At 73.9% G+C, this 14,685-nt stretch carries 11 protein-coding genes and 1 tRNA gene; 4 read left to right on the top strand and 8 right to left on the bottom strand.

Annotation, left to right across the window (positions count from 1 at the left end; genetic code table 11):
• Positions 1-28 precede the first annotated feature (28 nt).
• Positions 29-1,297, top strand: a complete 1,269-nt coding sequence (locus ACI789_RS04090) for an aspartate kinase (RefSeq protein ID WP_456916905.1) — start codon at positions 29-31, stop codon at positions 1,295-1,297.
• Positions 1,294-2,349: an aspartate-semialdehyde dehydrogenase gene (locus ACI789_RS04085; protein ID WP_457006849.1), complete on the top strand. Its 1,056-nt coding sequence runs from the start codon at positions 1,294-1,296 to the stop codon at positions 2,347-2,349. Before ACI789_RS04090 ends, ACI789_RS04085 begins: the two co-directional genes overlap by 4 nt.
• Before the next feature lie 92 nt (positions 2,350-2,441).
• Here the strand turns inward: ACI789_RS04085 and ACI789_RS04080 are convergent, their stop codons facing one another.
• Positions 2,442-4,196, bottom strand: coding sequence for a prolyl oligopeptidase family serine peptidase (locus ACI789_RS04080; RefSeq protein ID WP_457006848.1), 1,755 nt, complete (start codon positions 4,194-4,196; stop codon positions 2,442-2,444).
• A 279-nt stretch (positions 4,197-4,475) separates the two neighbouring features.
• Here ACI789_RS04080 and ACI789_RS04075 point away from each other — a divergent pair, with 279 nt between their 5' ends.
• On the top strand, positions 4,476-5,756 hold the full coding sequence (locus ACI789_RS04075) for an MFS transporter (RefSeq protein ID WP_457006847.1): 1,281 nt from the start codon (positions 4,476-4,478) through the stop codon (positions 5,754-5,756).
• Positions 5,757-5,798: 42 nt separating this feature from the next.
• On the opposite strand, the gene ACI789_RS04070 is transcribed toward ACI789_RS04075, so the two are convergent.
• From ACI789_RS04070 to ACI789_RS04055, 4 genes are all read right to left on the bottom strand, one after another.
• Complete coding sequence (locus ACI789_RS04070) at positions 5,799-6,878, bottom strand: hemolysin family protein (protein WP_457006846.1); 1,080 nt, start codon at positions 6,876-6,878, stop codon at positions 5,799-5,801.
• A 73-nt stretch (positions 6,879-6,951) separates the two neighbouring features.
• Complete coding sequence (locus ACI789_RS04065; protein ID WP_457006845.1) at positions 6,952-8,271, bottom strand: hemolysin family protein; 1,320 nt, start codon at positions 8,269-8,271, stop codon at positions 6,952-6,954.
• A gap of 79 nt (positions 8,272-8,350) precedes the next feature.
• Positions 8,351-8,427: transfer RNA gene (locus ACI789_RS04060), tRNA-Pro, on the bottom strand.
• 31 nt (positions 8,428-8,458) lie between these two features.
• The gene (locus tag ACI789_RS04055) at positions 8,459-9,367 is read right to left on the bottom strand and encodes a metallophosphoesterase (protein ID WP_457006844.1); all 909 of its coding nucleotides are present in this window, start codon (positions 9,365-9,367) and stop codon (positions 8,459-8,461) included.
• Positions 9,368-9,421: 54 nt separating this feature from the next.
• On the opposite strand from ACI789_RS04055, the gene ACI789_RS04050 reads away from it, so the two are divergent.
• The gene (locus ACI789_RS04050) at positions 9,422-9,874 is read left to right on the top strand and encodes a GatB/YqeY domain-containing protein (RefSeq protein WP_457006843.1); all 453 of its coding nucleotides are present in this window, start codon (positions 9,422-9,424) and stop codon (positions 9,872-9,874) included.
• Between the two features lie 62 nt (positions 9,875-9,936).
• Here the strand turns inward: ACI789_RS04050 and ACI789_RS04045 are convergent, their stop codons facing one another.
• From ACI789_RS04045 to ACI789_RS04035, 3 genes are read right to left on the bottom strand one after another with little or no spacing between them, the layout of a single operon-like run.
• Positions 9,937-12,297, bottom strand: coding sequence for a penicillin-binding protein (locus ACI789_RS04045; RefSeq protein WP_457006842.1), 2,361 nt, complete (start codon positions 12,295-12,297; stop codon positions 9,937-9,939).
• Between the two features lie 41 nt (positions 12,298-12,338).
• The gene (locus ACI789_RS04040; protein ID WP_457006841.1) at positions 12,339-13,604 is read right to left on the bottom strand and encodes an ArsA family ATPase; all 1,266 of its coding nucleotides are present in this window, start codon (positions 13,602-13,604) and stop codon (positions 12,339-12,341) included.
• On the bottom strand, positions 13,601-14,593 hold the full coding sequence (locus ACI789_RS04035) for an ArsA-related P-loop ATPase (RefSeq protein ID WP_457006840.1): 993 nt from the start codon (positions 14,591-14,593) through the stop codon (positions 13,601-13,603). Before ACI789_RS04035 ends, ACI789_RS04040 begins: the two co-directional genes overlap by 4 nt.
• Positions 14,594-14,685 lie beyond the last annotated feature (92 nt).

Genomic DNA, 14,685 nt, shown 5'->3' with positions numbered 1-14,685 from the left:
ACGGGGGACGTCGGTAGCCTGTGGACCCGTGGCCCTCGTCGTCCAGAAGTACGGCGGCTCCTCCGTCGCCTCCGCCGCGCACATCAAGCGCGTCGCCGAGCGCATCGTGGCGGCCAAGAAGGACGGCAACGACGTCGTCGTCGTGGTCTCCGCGATGGGTGACACCACCGACGAGCTGCTCGACCAGGCAGCGCAGATCACCGACGACCCGCCCGGCCGCGAGCTGGACATGCTGCTCACCGCCGGGGAGCGCATCTCCATGGCCCTGCTGGCCATCGCGATCAGCACCCACGGGTACGAGGCGCGGTCGTTCACCGGTTCCCAGGCGGGGGTGATCACCACCTCCACCCACGGCAAGGCGCGGATCATCGACGTGACCCCCGGCCGGCTGCGCGAGGCCCTCGACGAGGGGTCGGTCGTCATCGTGGCCGGGTTCCAGGGCGTCAGCCAGGACACCAAGGACGTCACCACCCTCGGCCGCGGCGGGTCCGACACCACCGCGGTGGCGGTCGCCGCCGCGCTGCGGGCCGACGTCTGCGAGATCTACACCGACGTCGACGGCGTCTTCACCGCCGACCCGCGGATCGTCCCGAACGCCAAGCGGCTGGACACCGTGACGTACGAGGAGATGCTCGAGCTCGCCGCCTCCGGGGCGAAGGTGCTCATGCTCCGCTGCGTCGAGTACGCCCGCCGCTACGGCATCCCGGTGCACGTCCGCAGCTCCTACTCCCAGCTCCCCGGCACGATCGTGACCGGCTCGATGGAGGACCTCAGCGTGGAACAGGCCATCATCACCGGCGTCGCGCACGACCGCTCCGAGGGCAAGATCACCGTCTACGGGGTGCCCGACCGGCCGGGCGAGGCCGCCCAGATCTTCCGCGTGCTCGCCGACGCCGAGATCAACATCGACATGATCGTGCAGAACGTGTCGGCCGAGGCCAGCAAGCTCGCCGACATCTCCTTCACGCTGCCGAAGAGCGACGGCCCGGCCGCGCTCGCGGCGCTGGAGCGGGTCAAGCACACCGTGGGGTACACCGACACCCGGTTCGACCAGCACATCGGCAAGGTCTCGCTGGTCGGCGCGGGCATGCGCTCGCACCCCGGCGTCTCGGCGCGGTTCTTCGGCGCGCTCGCCGACGCCGGCGTCAACCTCGAGCTGATCAGCACCTCGGAGATCCGCATCTCCGTGGTGTGCCGTGACACCGACGTCGACCTCGCCGTCCGCGCGGTGCACGACGCCTTCGACCTCGGCACCGACGAAGCCGAGGCGGTCGTCTACGGAGGGACCGGACGATGAGCCTCTTCAGCAAGGACGACGGTCTGCGGGTCGGCGTCGTCGGCGCCACCGGCCAGGTCGGCGGCGTCATGCGGCAGATCCTCGCCGAGCGGGACTTCCCCATCAGCGAGCTGCGGTTCTTCGCCTCCGCCCGCTCCGCCGGCAGCACGCTGCCGTGGGGTGACGGCGAGATCACCGTCGAGGACGCTGCCACCGCCGACCCCTCGGGCCTGGACGTGGCGCTCTTCTCCGCCGGGGCCACCACCTCCCGGGTGCAGGCACCGCGGTTCGCCGAGGCGGGCGTCACGGTCATCGACAACAGCTCCGCCTGGCGGCGCGACCCCGACGTCCCGCTGATCGTCGCCGAGGTCAACCCGCACGCCCTGGCCGAGATGCGCAAGGGCATCATCGCCAACCCGAACTGCACCACGATGGCCGCGATGCCGGTGCTCAAGCCGCTGCACGACGAGGCGGAGCTGGTGCGCATCGTGGCCAGCACCTACCAGGCGGTGTCCGGCAGCGGCCTGGCCGGGGTCGAGGAGCTCGACACCCAGGTCAAGGCGGTCGTCGACAAGGCCGTCGAGCTCACCCACGACGGCTCGGCGGTGACCTTCCCGGAGCCGGTCAAGTACGTGCGGCCGATCGCGTTCAACGTGCTGCCGATGGCCGGCTCGCTGGTGGACGACGGCTCGTCCGAGACCGACGAGGAGCAGAAGCTCCGCAACGAGAGCCGCAAGATCCTCGAGATCCCGGAGCTGCGGGTGTCGGGGACCTGCGTGCGGGTGCCCGTCTTCACCGGGCACTCGCTGTCGCTCAACGTCGAGTTCGCCCGGCCGCTGTCGGTCGAGCGGGCCACCGAGCTGCTGACCGGCGCGCCCGGGGTCGAGCTCAGCGCGGTGCCGAACCCGCAGCAGGCCGCCGGGCAGGACCCCAGCTACGTCGGCCGCATCCGGCAGGACCCGGGCGTCGACGGCGGCCGCGGGCTGGCGCTGTTCGTGAGCAACGACAACCTGCGCAAGGGCGCCGCCCTCAACACCGTCCAGATCGCGGAATTGATCGCCGCGCAGCGCTGAGCCCGCTCGACCCGGCGATCATGGCGCCGTGACCACTCCCGGACCGGATCGGTGGTCACGGCGCCATGATCATCGGGGGAGCGGCGGTCGTCCTACGGCTGCACGTTGCGCAGGGCGAAGCTCAGCGCGACCTCGACCTGGCGGATGGTCTCCTCGATGACCAGGGAGCCGTGCCCCGCGTCGAACCGGTACACCTCGTGCGGCTTGTCCAGGCGCGCCAGCTCGCCCAGGTAGTTCTCGATCTGCCGGATCGGGCAGCGCGGGTCGTTCGCGCCGGCCACCACGAGCACCGGCGCGCGGACCGCGTCCACGTAGGTGATCGGCGAGGAGCGCACGTACACGTTCCGCACCTCGTCCGGTGACCCGCCGAAGAGTGCCCGGTCGTAGGCCCGCAGCCCCTCCATCTCGTCCTCGTAGGCGGCCAGGTAGTCGGCCACCGGCACCTCGGCGATGCCGGCCGCCCATCGCTCCGGCTGGGTGCCGAGCCCGAGCAGGGTCAGGAAGCCGCCCCACGAGCCGCCGGTGAGCAGCGCCCGGGACGGGTCGACGAACCCCTCCTCGACGAGGGCGTCGTACACCGCGGCGACGTCCTCGAGCTCGGTGAGCCCGGGCCGGCCGGTCAGCGCGTCCCGCCAGGCGCTGCCGTAGCCGGTGGACCCGCGGTAGTTGACGTGCACGACGGCGTACCCGGCGTCGACGTAGGCCGCGCGGCGCGCCCGGTAGGAGTCGTCGTCGGCCGCCTCCGGGCCGCCGTGCACGAGGAAGGCCGTGGCGTACGGGGCCGGGCCGGCCGGGCGCACCACCAGCGCGTGGACGTCCCCGCCCGGGCCGGGCACCCAGCGGTCCTCCACCGGGTAGGCCTCCGGCGGCGCCTCACCGGGCGCGGCCAGCACGACGGGGCCGTCGGCCCGCCGGATCACCGGCGGCAGCTCGGAGTTGGACCAGGCGAGCTCCACGGTGCCGTCCGGGCGGGCGGTGGCGCCCCGGACGACGCCCGTCGGGGTGTCCAGCCGCTCCAGGGCGCCGGTGGCCAGGTCGTAGCGGTACAGCTCGCTGCGGGCGGCGTGGTCGTGCCCGACGAGCAGCGCCGAGCCGTCGGGGTACCAGCCGGCGGTCACGTCGCCGGGGAGGTCCAGCACGATCTCGGTCTCGGTGTCGCTGCCGACGTCCCAGACGAGCAGCTCCTCGCGGCCGCGGCGCTCGTGGCCGACCAGCAGCCGCCGGTCGCCGGGCAGCGGGGCGAACTCCAGCGCGTGCAACCCGCGGCCCTCGCCGTCCCACTTCTCGGCGACGACCGCGTCGTCGGAGGTGCCCAGCACGCGCAGCGCCGGGTAGCGGGGGTCGCCGTGCTCGGAGTGCGAGACGACCAGCAGGTCCTCGTCGTGGGTGAGGGCGTCGACCGAGGCCGGGTCCTCGTGCCGGTAGACGACCCGCGGGGCGCCGCCGGCGGGGGCGATCCACAGCTCGGAGCCGTCGTCCGTGGACCGGCCCAGGGCGACGACGGAGCGGCCGATCTCCAGCCCCGCCGGGTAGGCCGGCCCGACCTCGGGGACGGCGACCCGGTCGTCCCCGCCGGCGAAGGGCTGCACCATCCAGACGCCGAACTCGTCACCGTCGGTGTCGGCGAACCACCAGATGGTCTCGCCGTCCGGGCTGAGGGTGCCGATGAGCGTCCCGTTGGCCCGGTCGGTGGCCTGCCGGTGGGCGTCGGTCGTCCGGTCCCAGGCGTACTGCTCGACGACGCCGCTGACGTCGGAGGAGTACAGGCAGCGCTGCGGGGCGTCGCGAGCCCAGTCGGGCAGGCTCACCCGCGGCGCCCGGAAGCGGGCCTGCCAGCGGGCGGTCACCTCGGCCGGGAGGGGCGTGGCGGAGGGCGGCGGGGTATCGGGGGTCAGGACGCCCGACCGGGGGTCAGCAGCCCCGGGGGTCGCGGTGGGGTCGGGTGTCGCGGCGGGCTCGGCACTCACCCGGCCATCTTCCCCGGCCGCGACGGCTGCGGTGCGGCGGCCTCCGGGCGGGCCGAGGACGACGGTTGACGCGACGCCGGTGTGACGCACACCATGGACCCCGTCGGATCCGGACGCATGTCCGCCCTGCGGACACACGGCGCGTCGACAGGAGTGCTCATGTCCCAGTCCACTCGGAGGAGCGCGGCCGCGCGGACCGGTGCGGCGCCGCGCCAGGACGGCGGGCTGTCCGCGGCGGCGGTCGCCGTCGGGTTCACGGTCCTCTGCCTCTCGTACATGCTCAACGCGATGGACCGGCAGGTCTTCTACCCGCTGCTGCCCCAGATCCGGGAGGAGTTCGGGTTCTCGCTGGCCCAGTCCGGCCTCCTGGCGACCGGGTTCACCCTGGGCATCGCGCTGACCGGCATCCCCGCCGGGTACCTGCTGGACCGGCTCTCGCGGAAGATGATCGTGGTCGTCAGCGTCGTGGTGTACTCGCTGGGGACGTTGGCCATCCCGCTCGCGGTGGGCTTCGGCGACATGGCCGTCTACCGCCTGGTCTCCGGCGTCGGCGAGGGGGTCCAGGCCACCGCGATCTACGCGGTCATCGGAGCCTTCTTCTTCCACCGCCGTGCCGTCGCGGCAGGCTTCATCGGCGTGGCGTTCGGGCTGGGCGTCTTCCTCGGGCCGGTGGTCGGTCAGGCCTTCGCCACCGCCTCCGACAGTTGGCGGGCGCCCTTCTACGTCTTCGGCGCCGCCGGCCTGGTCATGGCCGTGGTGCTGGCCGTGGCCGTGCCGCGGGCGATGAGCGAGGCGGTCGCCGGTCGCGCCGGCACCGCCGACCGCACCTCCTACGACCACGTGCCGCCCACCCCGTACAACCGCGGCACGCTGGGCCTCGGCATCGCCTCGGCCGTCTCCGGCCTGGTCTTCTACGGCTTCCTGGGGCTGTACCCGACCTTCCTGCAGGAGGCGCTGGGCTTCGCTCCGCCGCAGGCCGCGCTCGCCGTCTCCCTGGTCGGCTTCGGGGCGATGACCGCGCTGCCCGTGGGGTGGCTGGCCGACCGCTACGACCAGCGCCTCCTGCTCGCGGTGGGGTTCGTCGGCTCGTCGATCACCGCGCTCCTGGCCTACCGGTTCGCCGACGGCCCGGCCGCGCAGTACGTCCTGGCCTTCCTCATGGGGACCTTCGCCAGCGGCGTGCTGTTCACCAACTGCACGACGGCCATGCAGCGCGCCGTCCGGCCCGAGCACGTGGGCCGCGGAGCGGGCCTGTTCATGCTCACCTACTACGTCGCGGCGGCGTTCTCCGGGCTGCTGTTCGCCCGCCTCGTCGCCGGTCTCGGGTGGGACGGCGCCGGGCTGGTCCAGCTCACCCTGCTGCCCGTCGTCGGCCTCGCGGCGCTGCCGCTGGTCGACCGTCGGCGCATGGTGCTGCCTCCGCGGCTCGCCCGGAGCTGAGCGCGCTCGCGGTGACGGCGGCTCCGGGGCCCGGAGCCGCCGTCACCGCCCCCCGGCGCCCGCAACCGCCTCCGCGCCGACCCCCGGGCGCTCGACGGTGGCGTCCCGGACGTCGCCGATGAGCCGCTCGAGGACGTCCTCGAGCGCCACCACGCCCACCGTCGCGCCGTCCTGCTGCACCCGGCCCAGGTGGGCGCCCTGCACACGCATCTCGGAGAGCACGTCGGGCAGTGCCGTCCCGGCCGCCACGGGCACCAGCGGGGTGACGGACCGGTCGGCGACCGGCCGGTCGCGGGCCGCCGCATCGACGCCGAGCACGTCCTTCACGTGCACGTAGCCGAGCAGCTCGCCGTCCTCCCCGCGGACCGGGTAGCGGCTGAACCCGTGCTCGGCGACCACCGCCTCCAGCTGCCGCGGCGTCACCGACCGCGGCACGGTCACCACCTGCTCCATCGGCAGCAGCACCGACTCCACGGTGTGCTGCTCGAAGGTGAGCGCCCCGGCGGCCAGCTCGCTGACCTCGCTGCCCAGCAGCCCCTCCTCCCGGGACCGGGTGACCATGGAGCGGATCTCCGCCTCGTCGAAGCTGGCCGTCACCTCGTCGGTGGGCTGCACGCCGAAGAGCCGGACGAAGGCGTTGGCCACGGTGTTGAAGAACCAGATCACCGGCCGCAGCACCCGCACGAAGGCGGCCAGCGGGGGCCCGAGCGCGAGGGCGGCGCGGTCGGGACCGGCGATCGTGACGTTCTTGGGCACCATCTCGCCGAGCACCATGTGCAGCACGGTCACGATCGACAGGGCGATCACCAGTGCGATGGGGTGCAGCAGCCCCTCCGGGACGCCGAGGGCCGCCATCGGCGCCTCGATCAGGTGCGCCACCGCCGGCTCCCCGACCGCGCCCAGGCCCAGCGAGCAGAGCGTGATGCCCAGCTGCGCGCCGGCCATCATCTGCGAGACGTTGCGCATCGCGGCCAGCGTCCGGCGGGCCCGCGCCGAGCCGCCCTCGGCCCGCGGCTCGATCTGGTCCACCCGCGCCGAGACCAGGGCGAACTCCGCGGCCACGAAGAAGGCGTTGCCGAACAGCAGCGCGATCAGGACCAGCACGCTGACGACGTCGCTCACGCGGACTCCTCGCTGGCGCTCGTCGTCCGCCTTCGCGGCGCTGCTGTGCCCACGGGTGAGCTCGCAAGCTCGCTCACGCAGCCACCTCCTCGGCGGCCGGGACGACGACCCGCTCGGCGCGCACCCGCGCCACCCGCCGTCCGTCGAGGGCCTCCACGGTGAGCCGGGCGCCCTCGAGGTCGACGGTGTCCCCGACCTCCGGCAGCCGCTGCAGCCGCTCGGCGAGGAAGCCGGCCACCGTCTCGTAGCGGCCCTCGGGCACCGCGACCCCGGCGCGCTGGCGCACCTCGTCCGGGCGCAGCAGACCGGAGAGCAGCCAGGTGTCGTCGTCGAGGCGGCGGAGGGTGCGCAGGGGGCGGTCGGTCTCGTCGGCGATCTCCCCGACCAGCTCCTCGACGATGTCCTCGAGGGTCACGACCCCGTGCGTGGCCCCCCACTCGTCGACGACCACGGCCATCTGCAGACCCTGCTCGCGCAGCAGGTCGAGCAGCCGCTCGAGCTGCACGGACGAGGGGACGGCGAGCGCGGGCGTGGCCAGCTCGCCGGCGGTCCGGGTGCCGCGCTCGGCCTCCGGGACGGCGACGGCGTGCTTGACGTGCACCACACCGGTGACGTCGTCGAGGTCGGCGCCGTACACCGGGAAGCGGGAGTTGCCCGACTCGACGGCGGTCGCGATCACGTCGTCCGCGGTGGCGCCGGCCGGGAGGCTCCACAGCCGGGTGCGCGGCGTCATGACGTCGGTGGCGTACCCCTGCCGCAGGGCCAGCGACCGCTGCAGGAGCCGGGCCGCGACGGGGGAGAGGTCGCCCTCCTCGGCGGAGCGGCGGGCGACCGCGGCGAGTTCCTCGGCGTCGCGGGCGGAGTCCAGCTCCTCCCGCGGCTCGATGCCGAACCGCCGCACGATGGCGTTGGCGACCCGTTGCAGGCCGTGCACGACCGGTCCGGCGGCCCCGGTGAACGCCCGCATGCCGGGGGCGACGGCGCCGGCCACGGCCATCGGGTCGGCGATCGCCAGGTTCTTGGGGCCGAGCTCGCCCAGCAGCATCTGGAGCGTGGTGGCCAGCGCCAGCCCGAGGCCGTAGGAGAGCCCGGTGACCACTCCGCCGGACAGCCCCAGGGCCTCCAGCGGGCCGTGCAGCAGCCGGCCGAGCGCCGGCTCGGCGAGGTAGCCGACGACCAGCGTGGTGATCGTGATGCCCAGCTGGGCGGCCGAGAGCTGGGTGGACAGCGACCGCAGGGCGGCGACCACACCCCGGGCGCGGCGGTCCCCGGCGCGGGCCGCCTCTTCGGCCCGGCCGCGGTCGACCGTGGTGAGGGAGAACTCGGCGGCCACGAAGAAGCCGGTGAGCGCGGTCAGCGCCACGGCGGCGAGCAGGAGCAACCACTCGGTCATCGCGACCCCGGTGCCCGCGTTCCCGGCAGGTCAACCCCGGGAACGGCTCAGGGGCCGCCTCGCGGCGGCCCCTGAGCTCTGGTCGGGGTGACAGGATTTGAACCTGCGACCTCGTCGTCCCGAACGACGCGCGCTACCAAGCTGCGCCACACCCCGAGGTACGCGTCGAGTCTAGCCGACGCCGTCCTCAGGTCTGACGGGCGGTCAGGGTGAGGAGCGTCGCTTCCGGCGGGCAGGCGAACCGGACCGGCGCGTAGGGGCTCGTACCCAGGCCGGCGGACACGTGCAGCCAGGTCCCGCGCGGGTGCGCGGCCGAGGGCTGCGACCAGCGGTGCAGCCACCGGACGCGGTCGCGGTCGATGCCGCAGTTGGTGACCAGGGCGCCGTAGAAGGGCACCCGCAGCTGGCCGCCGTGGGTGTGCCCGCACAGCAGCAGGTCGTAGCCGTCGCCGGCGAACCGGTCGAGCACCCGCGGCTCGGGGGAGTGGGCCAGCCCGATCCGCAGCTCGGCGGTCGGGTCGGCGGGGCCGGCGACGCGGTCGTAGCGGTCCCGCCGGATGTGCGAGTCGTCCACGCCGGCGAACGCGATCCGTCGTCCGCCGACGGTCAGCTCGCCCGTCGCGTTGGTGAGGTCCAGCCAGCCGCGCCCGGCCATGGCGTCGCGGAGGTCCCGCCACGGCAGGGGGTCGCCGTGCACCCGCTTGTGGTCGCGCTTGAAGTACTTCAGCGGGTTCTTCGGCCGCGGGGCGTAGTAGTCGTTGCTGCCCAGCACGAAGGCCCCCGGCCGGTCCAGCAGCGGCTCCAGCGCGCGCAGCGTGCCGGGCACGGCGTCGGCGCCGGCCAGGTTGTCCCCGGTGTTCACCACCAGGTCCGGCTCGAGCTCGGCCAGCGAGGCCACCCACTCCTGCTTGGACCGCTGGGGCGCGGTCATGTGCAGGTCGGAGAGGTGCAGCACGCTCAGCGGCGCCGACCCCGGTGGCAGCACCGGGACGTCGAAGCGGCGCAGGGTCCACCGGTTGCGTTCGTACAGGGAGGCGTAGGCGACCCCCGCGGCGCCGGAGGTGACGAGGGAGGCCAGGACGGGAGTCGCGCGCACGGCAGCCCAGGGTACGCAGCGCCGCGCCGGGACCCGACGTGCCAGGGTGGACGGGTGCCCGACCTCAAGGAACAGCTCCGCGCCGACCTGACCACCGCGATGAAGAACCGCGACGAGCTGCGCACCGCGACCCTCCGGATGGTGCTCGCCGCGGTCAGCGCGGAGGAGGTGGCCGGCAAGCAGGCCCGCGAGCTCAGCGACGACGAGGTGCAGGCCGTGCTCCGCCGGGAGGCGAAGAAGCGCCGAGAGGCGGCCGACGCCTTCGCCGCCGCCGGACGCGGGGAGCAGGCCGACCGGGAGCGCGCCGAGGGCGACGTCGTCGCCGCCTACCTGCCCGCCCAGCTGGAGGACGCCGACCTCGCCGCGCTGGTCGCCGACGTGATCACCCGGACCGGGGCAGCCGGCATGAAGGACATGGGCCGGGTCATGGGCGCCGTGCAGTCCGAGGTCGCCGGCCGCGCCGAGGGCGGCCGGGTGGCCGCCGAGGTCCGCCGCCAGCTGGGCTGACGCCGGCCCCGTCCCGGGTCCCGCCCTGAGCTTGCGAAGGGTGGGGAGGACGGGGTGTTTCCTCAGTCGTCCCCGTCGCCTCCGCCGTCCCGGCGGTCGGACCGGTCGGCGGCGGCGTCACCCTCGTCGCCGCCGTTCCCGTCGCCGCGGTCCCCGTTGCCGGCGTCCTCGTCGCCGTTGTCGGACGGCTCGTCGGACTCCGGCGCCGGGACCTGCGAGCCGTTGCTCACCAGGATGGCCACGGTCTCGCCGTTGGTGACCCGGCTGCCGGCGCCGGGGTCGGTGCCCACGACGGCGCCCTCCGGCTCCGCGCTGTCCACCTCGCTGACGGTGGCGCGCAGCCCGGCCGCCTCCAGCGCCGACCGGCAGGCGCTCACCGACGAGCACGAGGGCACCGGGCGGGTGTTGCCGTTGGCCACCACCGGGTCCTCCGCCGGGAACGCGGCCGTCGGCTGGTTGCTCAGGATGGGCGCCATCGCGTCGTGCCAGATCGTGGCGCCCTTGCCACCACCGAAGCCGCCGACGCTGCGGTCGGCCACCGAGTTGAACACCATCACGCTGGCCGTGTACTCGGGCGTGTAGCCCACGAAGGTCACCGACGCGTTGTTGTTGATCGTCCCGGTCTTGCCGGCGATCTGGTGGCCCGGGACGTAGGCGCGCGACGCGGTCTGGCCCGGGTGCCCCGGCTCGACGTCCCCGCGGAGCATCTGGTTGAGCGTGTTGGCCACGCCCGGCGGGATCGCCTCCGGGGTGCAGTTGTCGTCCTTCACCACGGGCTCGCCGTCGTCCCCGGTGAGCGGCTCGCCGTCCACGTCGAGGATCTGGGTGACCGGGGTCGGATCACACTGCGTGCCGCTGGCGGCCAGCGTGGAGTAGGCGCTGGCCAGGTCGAGGGGGCTGACCGCGTCGGTGCCGAAGGTGAACGAGCCCCGGTTCTCGGCGATGATCGTGTCGGCCGGCCACTGGTTCGCGCCGTCGAAGTGCATGCCCATCCGCTCGGCCATGCGCACCGGCCCCTCGACGGAGCCGAGCCGGTCCTCCAGCGCCAGGAAGTACGTGTTGGAGGACATGTAGAGCGCCTTGGTCATGTCCAGCGTCGCGGGGTAGCGGCCGGCGTTGCCGATGTCGTACGGGCCCGCGCCGTCCTTGTAGACCCGCGAGACGTACCGGTCACCGGTGGTGATCGTGTAGTACTTCGAGAAGCCCTGCTCCAGGGCGGCCGCGGCGGTGAACACCTTGAACGTCGAGCCCGAGCCCTTGCTCGGCACCACGTTGAAGTTCACCGACTCGCACTCGGGGTCGTTGCAGCCGTAGCGGCGGTTGTTCGCCATCGCCAGCACGTGGCCGGTGCCCGGCTCCACCGCGGTGTATGTGCCGACCAGCTGGTCACCCATCGCCAGGGTGTTGAGCACGGCCTGGTCGCCGGCGACCTGCATGTCCGGCCGCAGCGTCGTCTGGATCGTCCAGCCGCCGTTCTTGATCTGGTCCTCGCCGAGCCCCAGCGTGCCCCGCAGGTACCCGTAGAGGTAGTCGCAGAAGAAGGCTCCGACGGCGGCGTCGATGCACCCGTTCGGCGGGGAGACGCCCTCGTGGACCTCGACCGGCGTGCCGGAGATCTCGTCGAACTCGCGCTGCTCGATGTGGCCCAGGTCGAGCATCCGCTGCAGCACCTGGTTGCGGCGGACCTGCGCGTTCTCCGGGTTGGTGATCGGGTCGTCGTTGGTCGGGCTCTGCACCAGGCCGGCCAGCATCGCCGCCTGCGGCAGCGTGAGGTCGGCGGCGTTCACGCTGAAGTACTTCTGCGCGGCGGCCTGGATGCCGTAGGCGCCCTGCCCGAAGTACACGATGTTGAGGTAGCGGGTGAGGATCTCGTCCTTCGAGTACTCCTCCTCCAGCGCGAGGGCCAGCCGCGCCTCCTTGAGCTTGCGGCCCACGCTCTCCTCGGTGGCCGCGCTGCGCTCCTCGGGCGTGGTGGCCGTCTGCACCAGCGTCTGCTTGACCAGCTGCTGGGTCAGCGTCGAGCCGCCCTCGCGCACCGAGCCCGCCGCCAGGTTGGTCGCCAGCGCCCGCAGCGTGCCCTGCACGTCGAGGCCGTTGTGCTGGTAGAAGCGCGAGTCCTCGATGTCGACCAGCGCCTTCTTCATGACGTCGGCGATCTCGTCGGACGCCACCGGGATGCGGTTGTCCCGGTAGAAGTAGGTGATCAGCGAACCGTCGGCGGCCAGCACGCGGGTGTTGCCGGCGGGGGCGTGGTCGGTCAGCTCGACGGGCAGGGCGTCCAGCAGCGAGGCGGAGTTGCGGGCGACCAGGCCGGTGCCGCCCACGAAGGGCAGCAGCATGCCGGCGACCAGGGCACCGGCGAGGACGATCGTCGCGGCGAGCTTCGCGAGGACCCGGGCGCGGGGGGAGGCGGCGGGAGACATCGCGAGCCAATGTACGGTGCCGCGCGGTCCTGACGTCGCCGTCAGCGACGGCGCGCGGGGAGGACGCGTGTCCGGGGCACTCCCGTCGGCGTGTCGTCGTTCGGACCGGTCAGCGCGTCGGCCATCCCGCGCAGCCCGTCGAGGTCGTGCACGTCGCCGGCGGCGGCCGGCACCGTGCGGACGGCGACCTGCGGGTGGGCGCTGGTGAACCGGTCGGCCAGCCGCTGCTCGCGGGCGGCGACGGACATCCGGTCGGCGTGCACGCGCAGCGCGCCCGCGGCCAGCGCGGCGCCCTCCCCGTCGGCCTCGAGCACCTCCTCGGCGGCACCGTCGGCGCGGGTCGCGGTCAGCGCCGTCGTCGCCGGCGGGTGCGTGCGGTTGAGCACCAGACCGGCCAGCGGCATCTGCTCGGCCGACAGCCGGTCGACGAAGTAGGAGGCCTCGCGCAGCGCGTCGGGCTCCGGCGTCGCGACGACGACGAACCAGGTGCCCGGCCGGCGCAGCAGCTCGTAGGTGGCCGTGGCGCGCTCGCGGAACCCGCCGAACATGGTGTCCAGGGCGGAGACGAACGCGGAGATGTCGCGCAGCAGCTGGCCGCCGAGGATCTTGCTGATGATCCGGCTGAACACCAGGAACCCGGCGCCCACCAGGCGCATCCCGGCCCGGCCGCCGGCGCGGGCGGGCGCGGTCAGCAGCCGGATCATCGTGCCGTCCAGGAAGCGGCTCATCCGGTTGGGCGCGTCGAGGAAGTCCAGCGCCGACCGCGACGGCGGCGTGTCGACGACGATGAGGTCCCACTGCTCGCTGGCGCGCAGCTGGCCCAGCTTCTCCATCGCCATGTACTCCTGCGTCCCGGCGAAGGAGGACGACAGCGCCTGGTAGAAGGGGTTGGCCAGGATCTGCTCGGCCCGCTCGGGCGTGGCGTGCGCGCACACGACGTCGTCGAACGTGCGCTTCATGTCGAGCATCATCGCGTGCAGCTCGCCCTTGGCCCCCGGGACGTCGACCCGCCGTGGCTCGTTGTCCAGCTCCACCAGGCCCAGGGACTGGGCCAGCCGGCGCGCCGGGTCGATGGTCAGGACGACGACCGTGCGCCCGGCCTCGGCCGCGGCCAGCGCCAGCGCCGCCGACGTCGTCGTCTTGCCCACGCCGCCCGCGCCGCAGCAGACCACGATGCGGGTCGCCGGGTCCTCGATCAGCTCCTCGAGGTCGAGGGGGAGGGCCTGCGGGATCGACGGCGCCGCCGGGCGGGGGTGCCGGTGCCGCTCGCCCACGGGGGAGGCGGGCTGCCTCGCCGCGTCGGTCACGCCGCCACCTCCGTGCGCAGGTGCTCCTCGAGCCGGCCGGCGAGCTCGAACAGCGCGCCGAGGTCGATCGGGCCGGGCAGCAGCGGGAGCTCCACGGTGGGCCGGTCCAGCGCCTCCACCTCGTCGCGCAGCTCGTCCTGGGCGGCCCAGCGCTGCGCGTGCTCGATCGCCTCGGCGGCCAGCGCGTCGGCGACCTCCGGGCCGTCGTGGACGTGGGCGGCGGTGAGGGCGGGGGTGAACTCGGCGCCGGTGATCCGGCCCTCGGCGGCGCGGAGCAGGTCCTCCTCGGGCAGCAGCGGTTCGGTGGCCATGTTGACGATCACCGACCCGACCGGCAGGCCGCTCGCGGTGAGCTCGGCGATCGCGTCCGCGGTCTCCTGGACCGGCATGTCCTCGAGCAGGGTCACCAGGTGCACCGCCGTCTGCGGCGACTTGAGCACCGCCATCACGCCGTCGCTCTGCGTCTTGATCGGACCGGAGCGGGCCAGGCCGGCCACCTCCCCGGTCACGTTGAGGAAGCGGGTGATCCGGCCGGTCGGCGGGGCGTCGACGACGACGGCGTCGTACACCCGCCGGCCGTCGCGGCGGCGGGTGACCGCCTCCTTGATCTTCCCCGTGAGCAGCACGTCGCGCAGACCCGGCGCGATGGTGGTGGCGAAGTCGATGGCGCCCATCCTGCGCAGCGCCCGGCCGGCCCGCTTGAGGTTGTAGAACATCTCCAGGTACTCGAGGAGGGCCTCCTCGATGTCGATCGCCAGGGCCTTGACCTCGCCGCCGCCGCGCGCGACGGCGACCCGCCGCTCCTCGTAGGGCAGCGGCGGGGTGTCGAACAGCTGCGCGATGCCCTGCCGGCCCTCGGTCTCGACCAGCAGCACGTGCCGGCCGTCGGCGGCCAGTGCCAGTGCCAGGGCGGCGGCGACGGTGGTCTTGCCGGTCCCGCCCTTCCCGGTCACGACGTGACAGCGCACGGGGAAGGGTTCGGGTGCCACGCAGATCAGCGTAGAAGGCCCCCGCCCTCCGGGCTCCCGCACCCGCGAGCAGCCCGGCCCTCCTGCAGGGGCCCACCGCGAGCTCGCTCGCG

This window comes from Geodermatophilus sp. SYSU D00965, assembly GCF_054050075.1.
This window is presented reverse-complemented; position numbering and strand designations above follow the sequence as displayed.

What these genes read in the sequence shown, in the direction of transcription:
- ACI789_RS04065 (WP_457006845.1), bottom strand. Translation starts at nt 8,271, where the DNA reads ATGACCGAGTGGTTGCTCCTGCTCGCCGCCGTGGCGCTGACCGCGCTC.
- ACI789_RS04085 (WP_457006849.1), top strand. Translation starts at nt 1,294, where the DNA reads ATGAGCCTCTTCAGCAAGGACGACGGTCTGCGGGTCGGCGTCGTCGGC.
- ACI789_RS04075 (WP_457006847.1), top strand. Translation starts at nt 4,476, where the DNA reads ATGTCCCAGTCCACTCGGAGGAGCGCGGCCGCGCGGACCGGTGCGGCG.
- ACI789_RS04045 (WP_457006842.1), bottom strand. Translation starts at nt 12,297, where the DNA reads ATGTCTCCCGCCGCCTCCCCCCGCGCCCGGGTCCTCGCGAAGCTCGCC.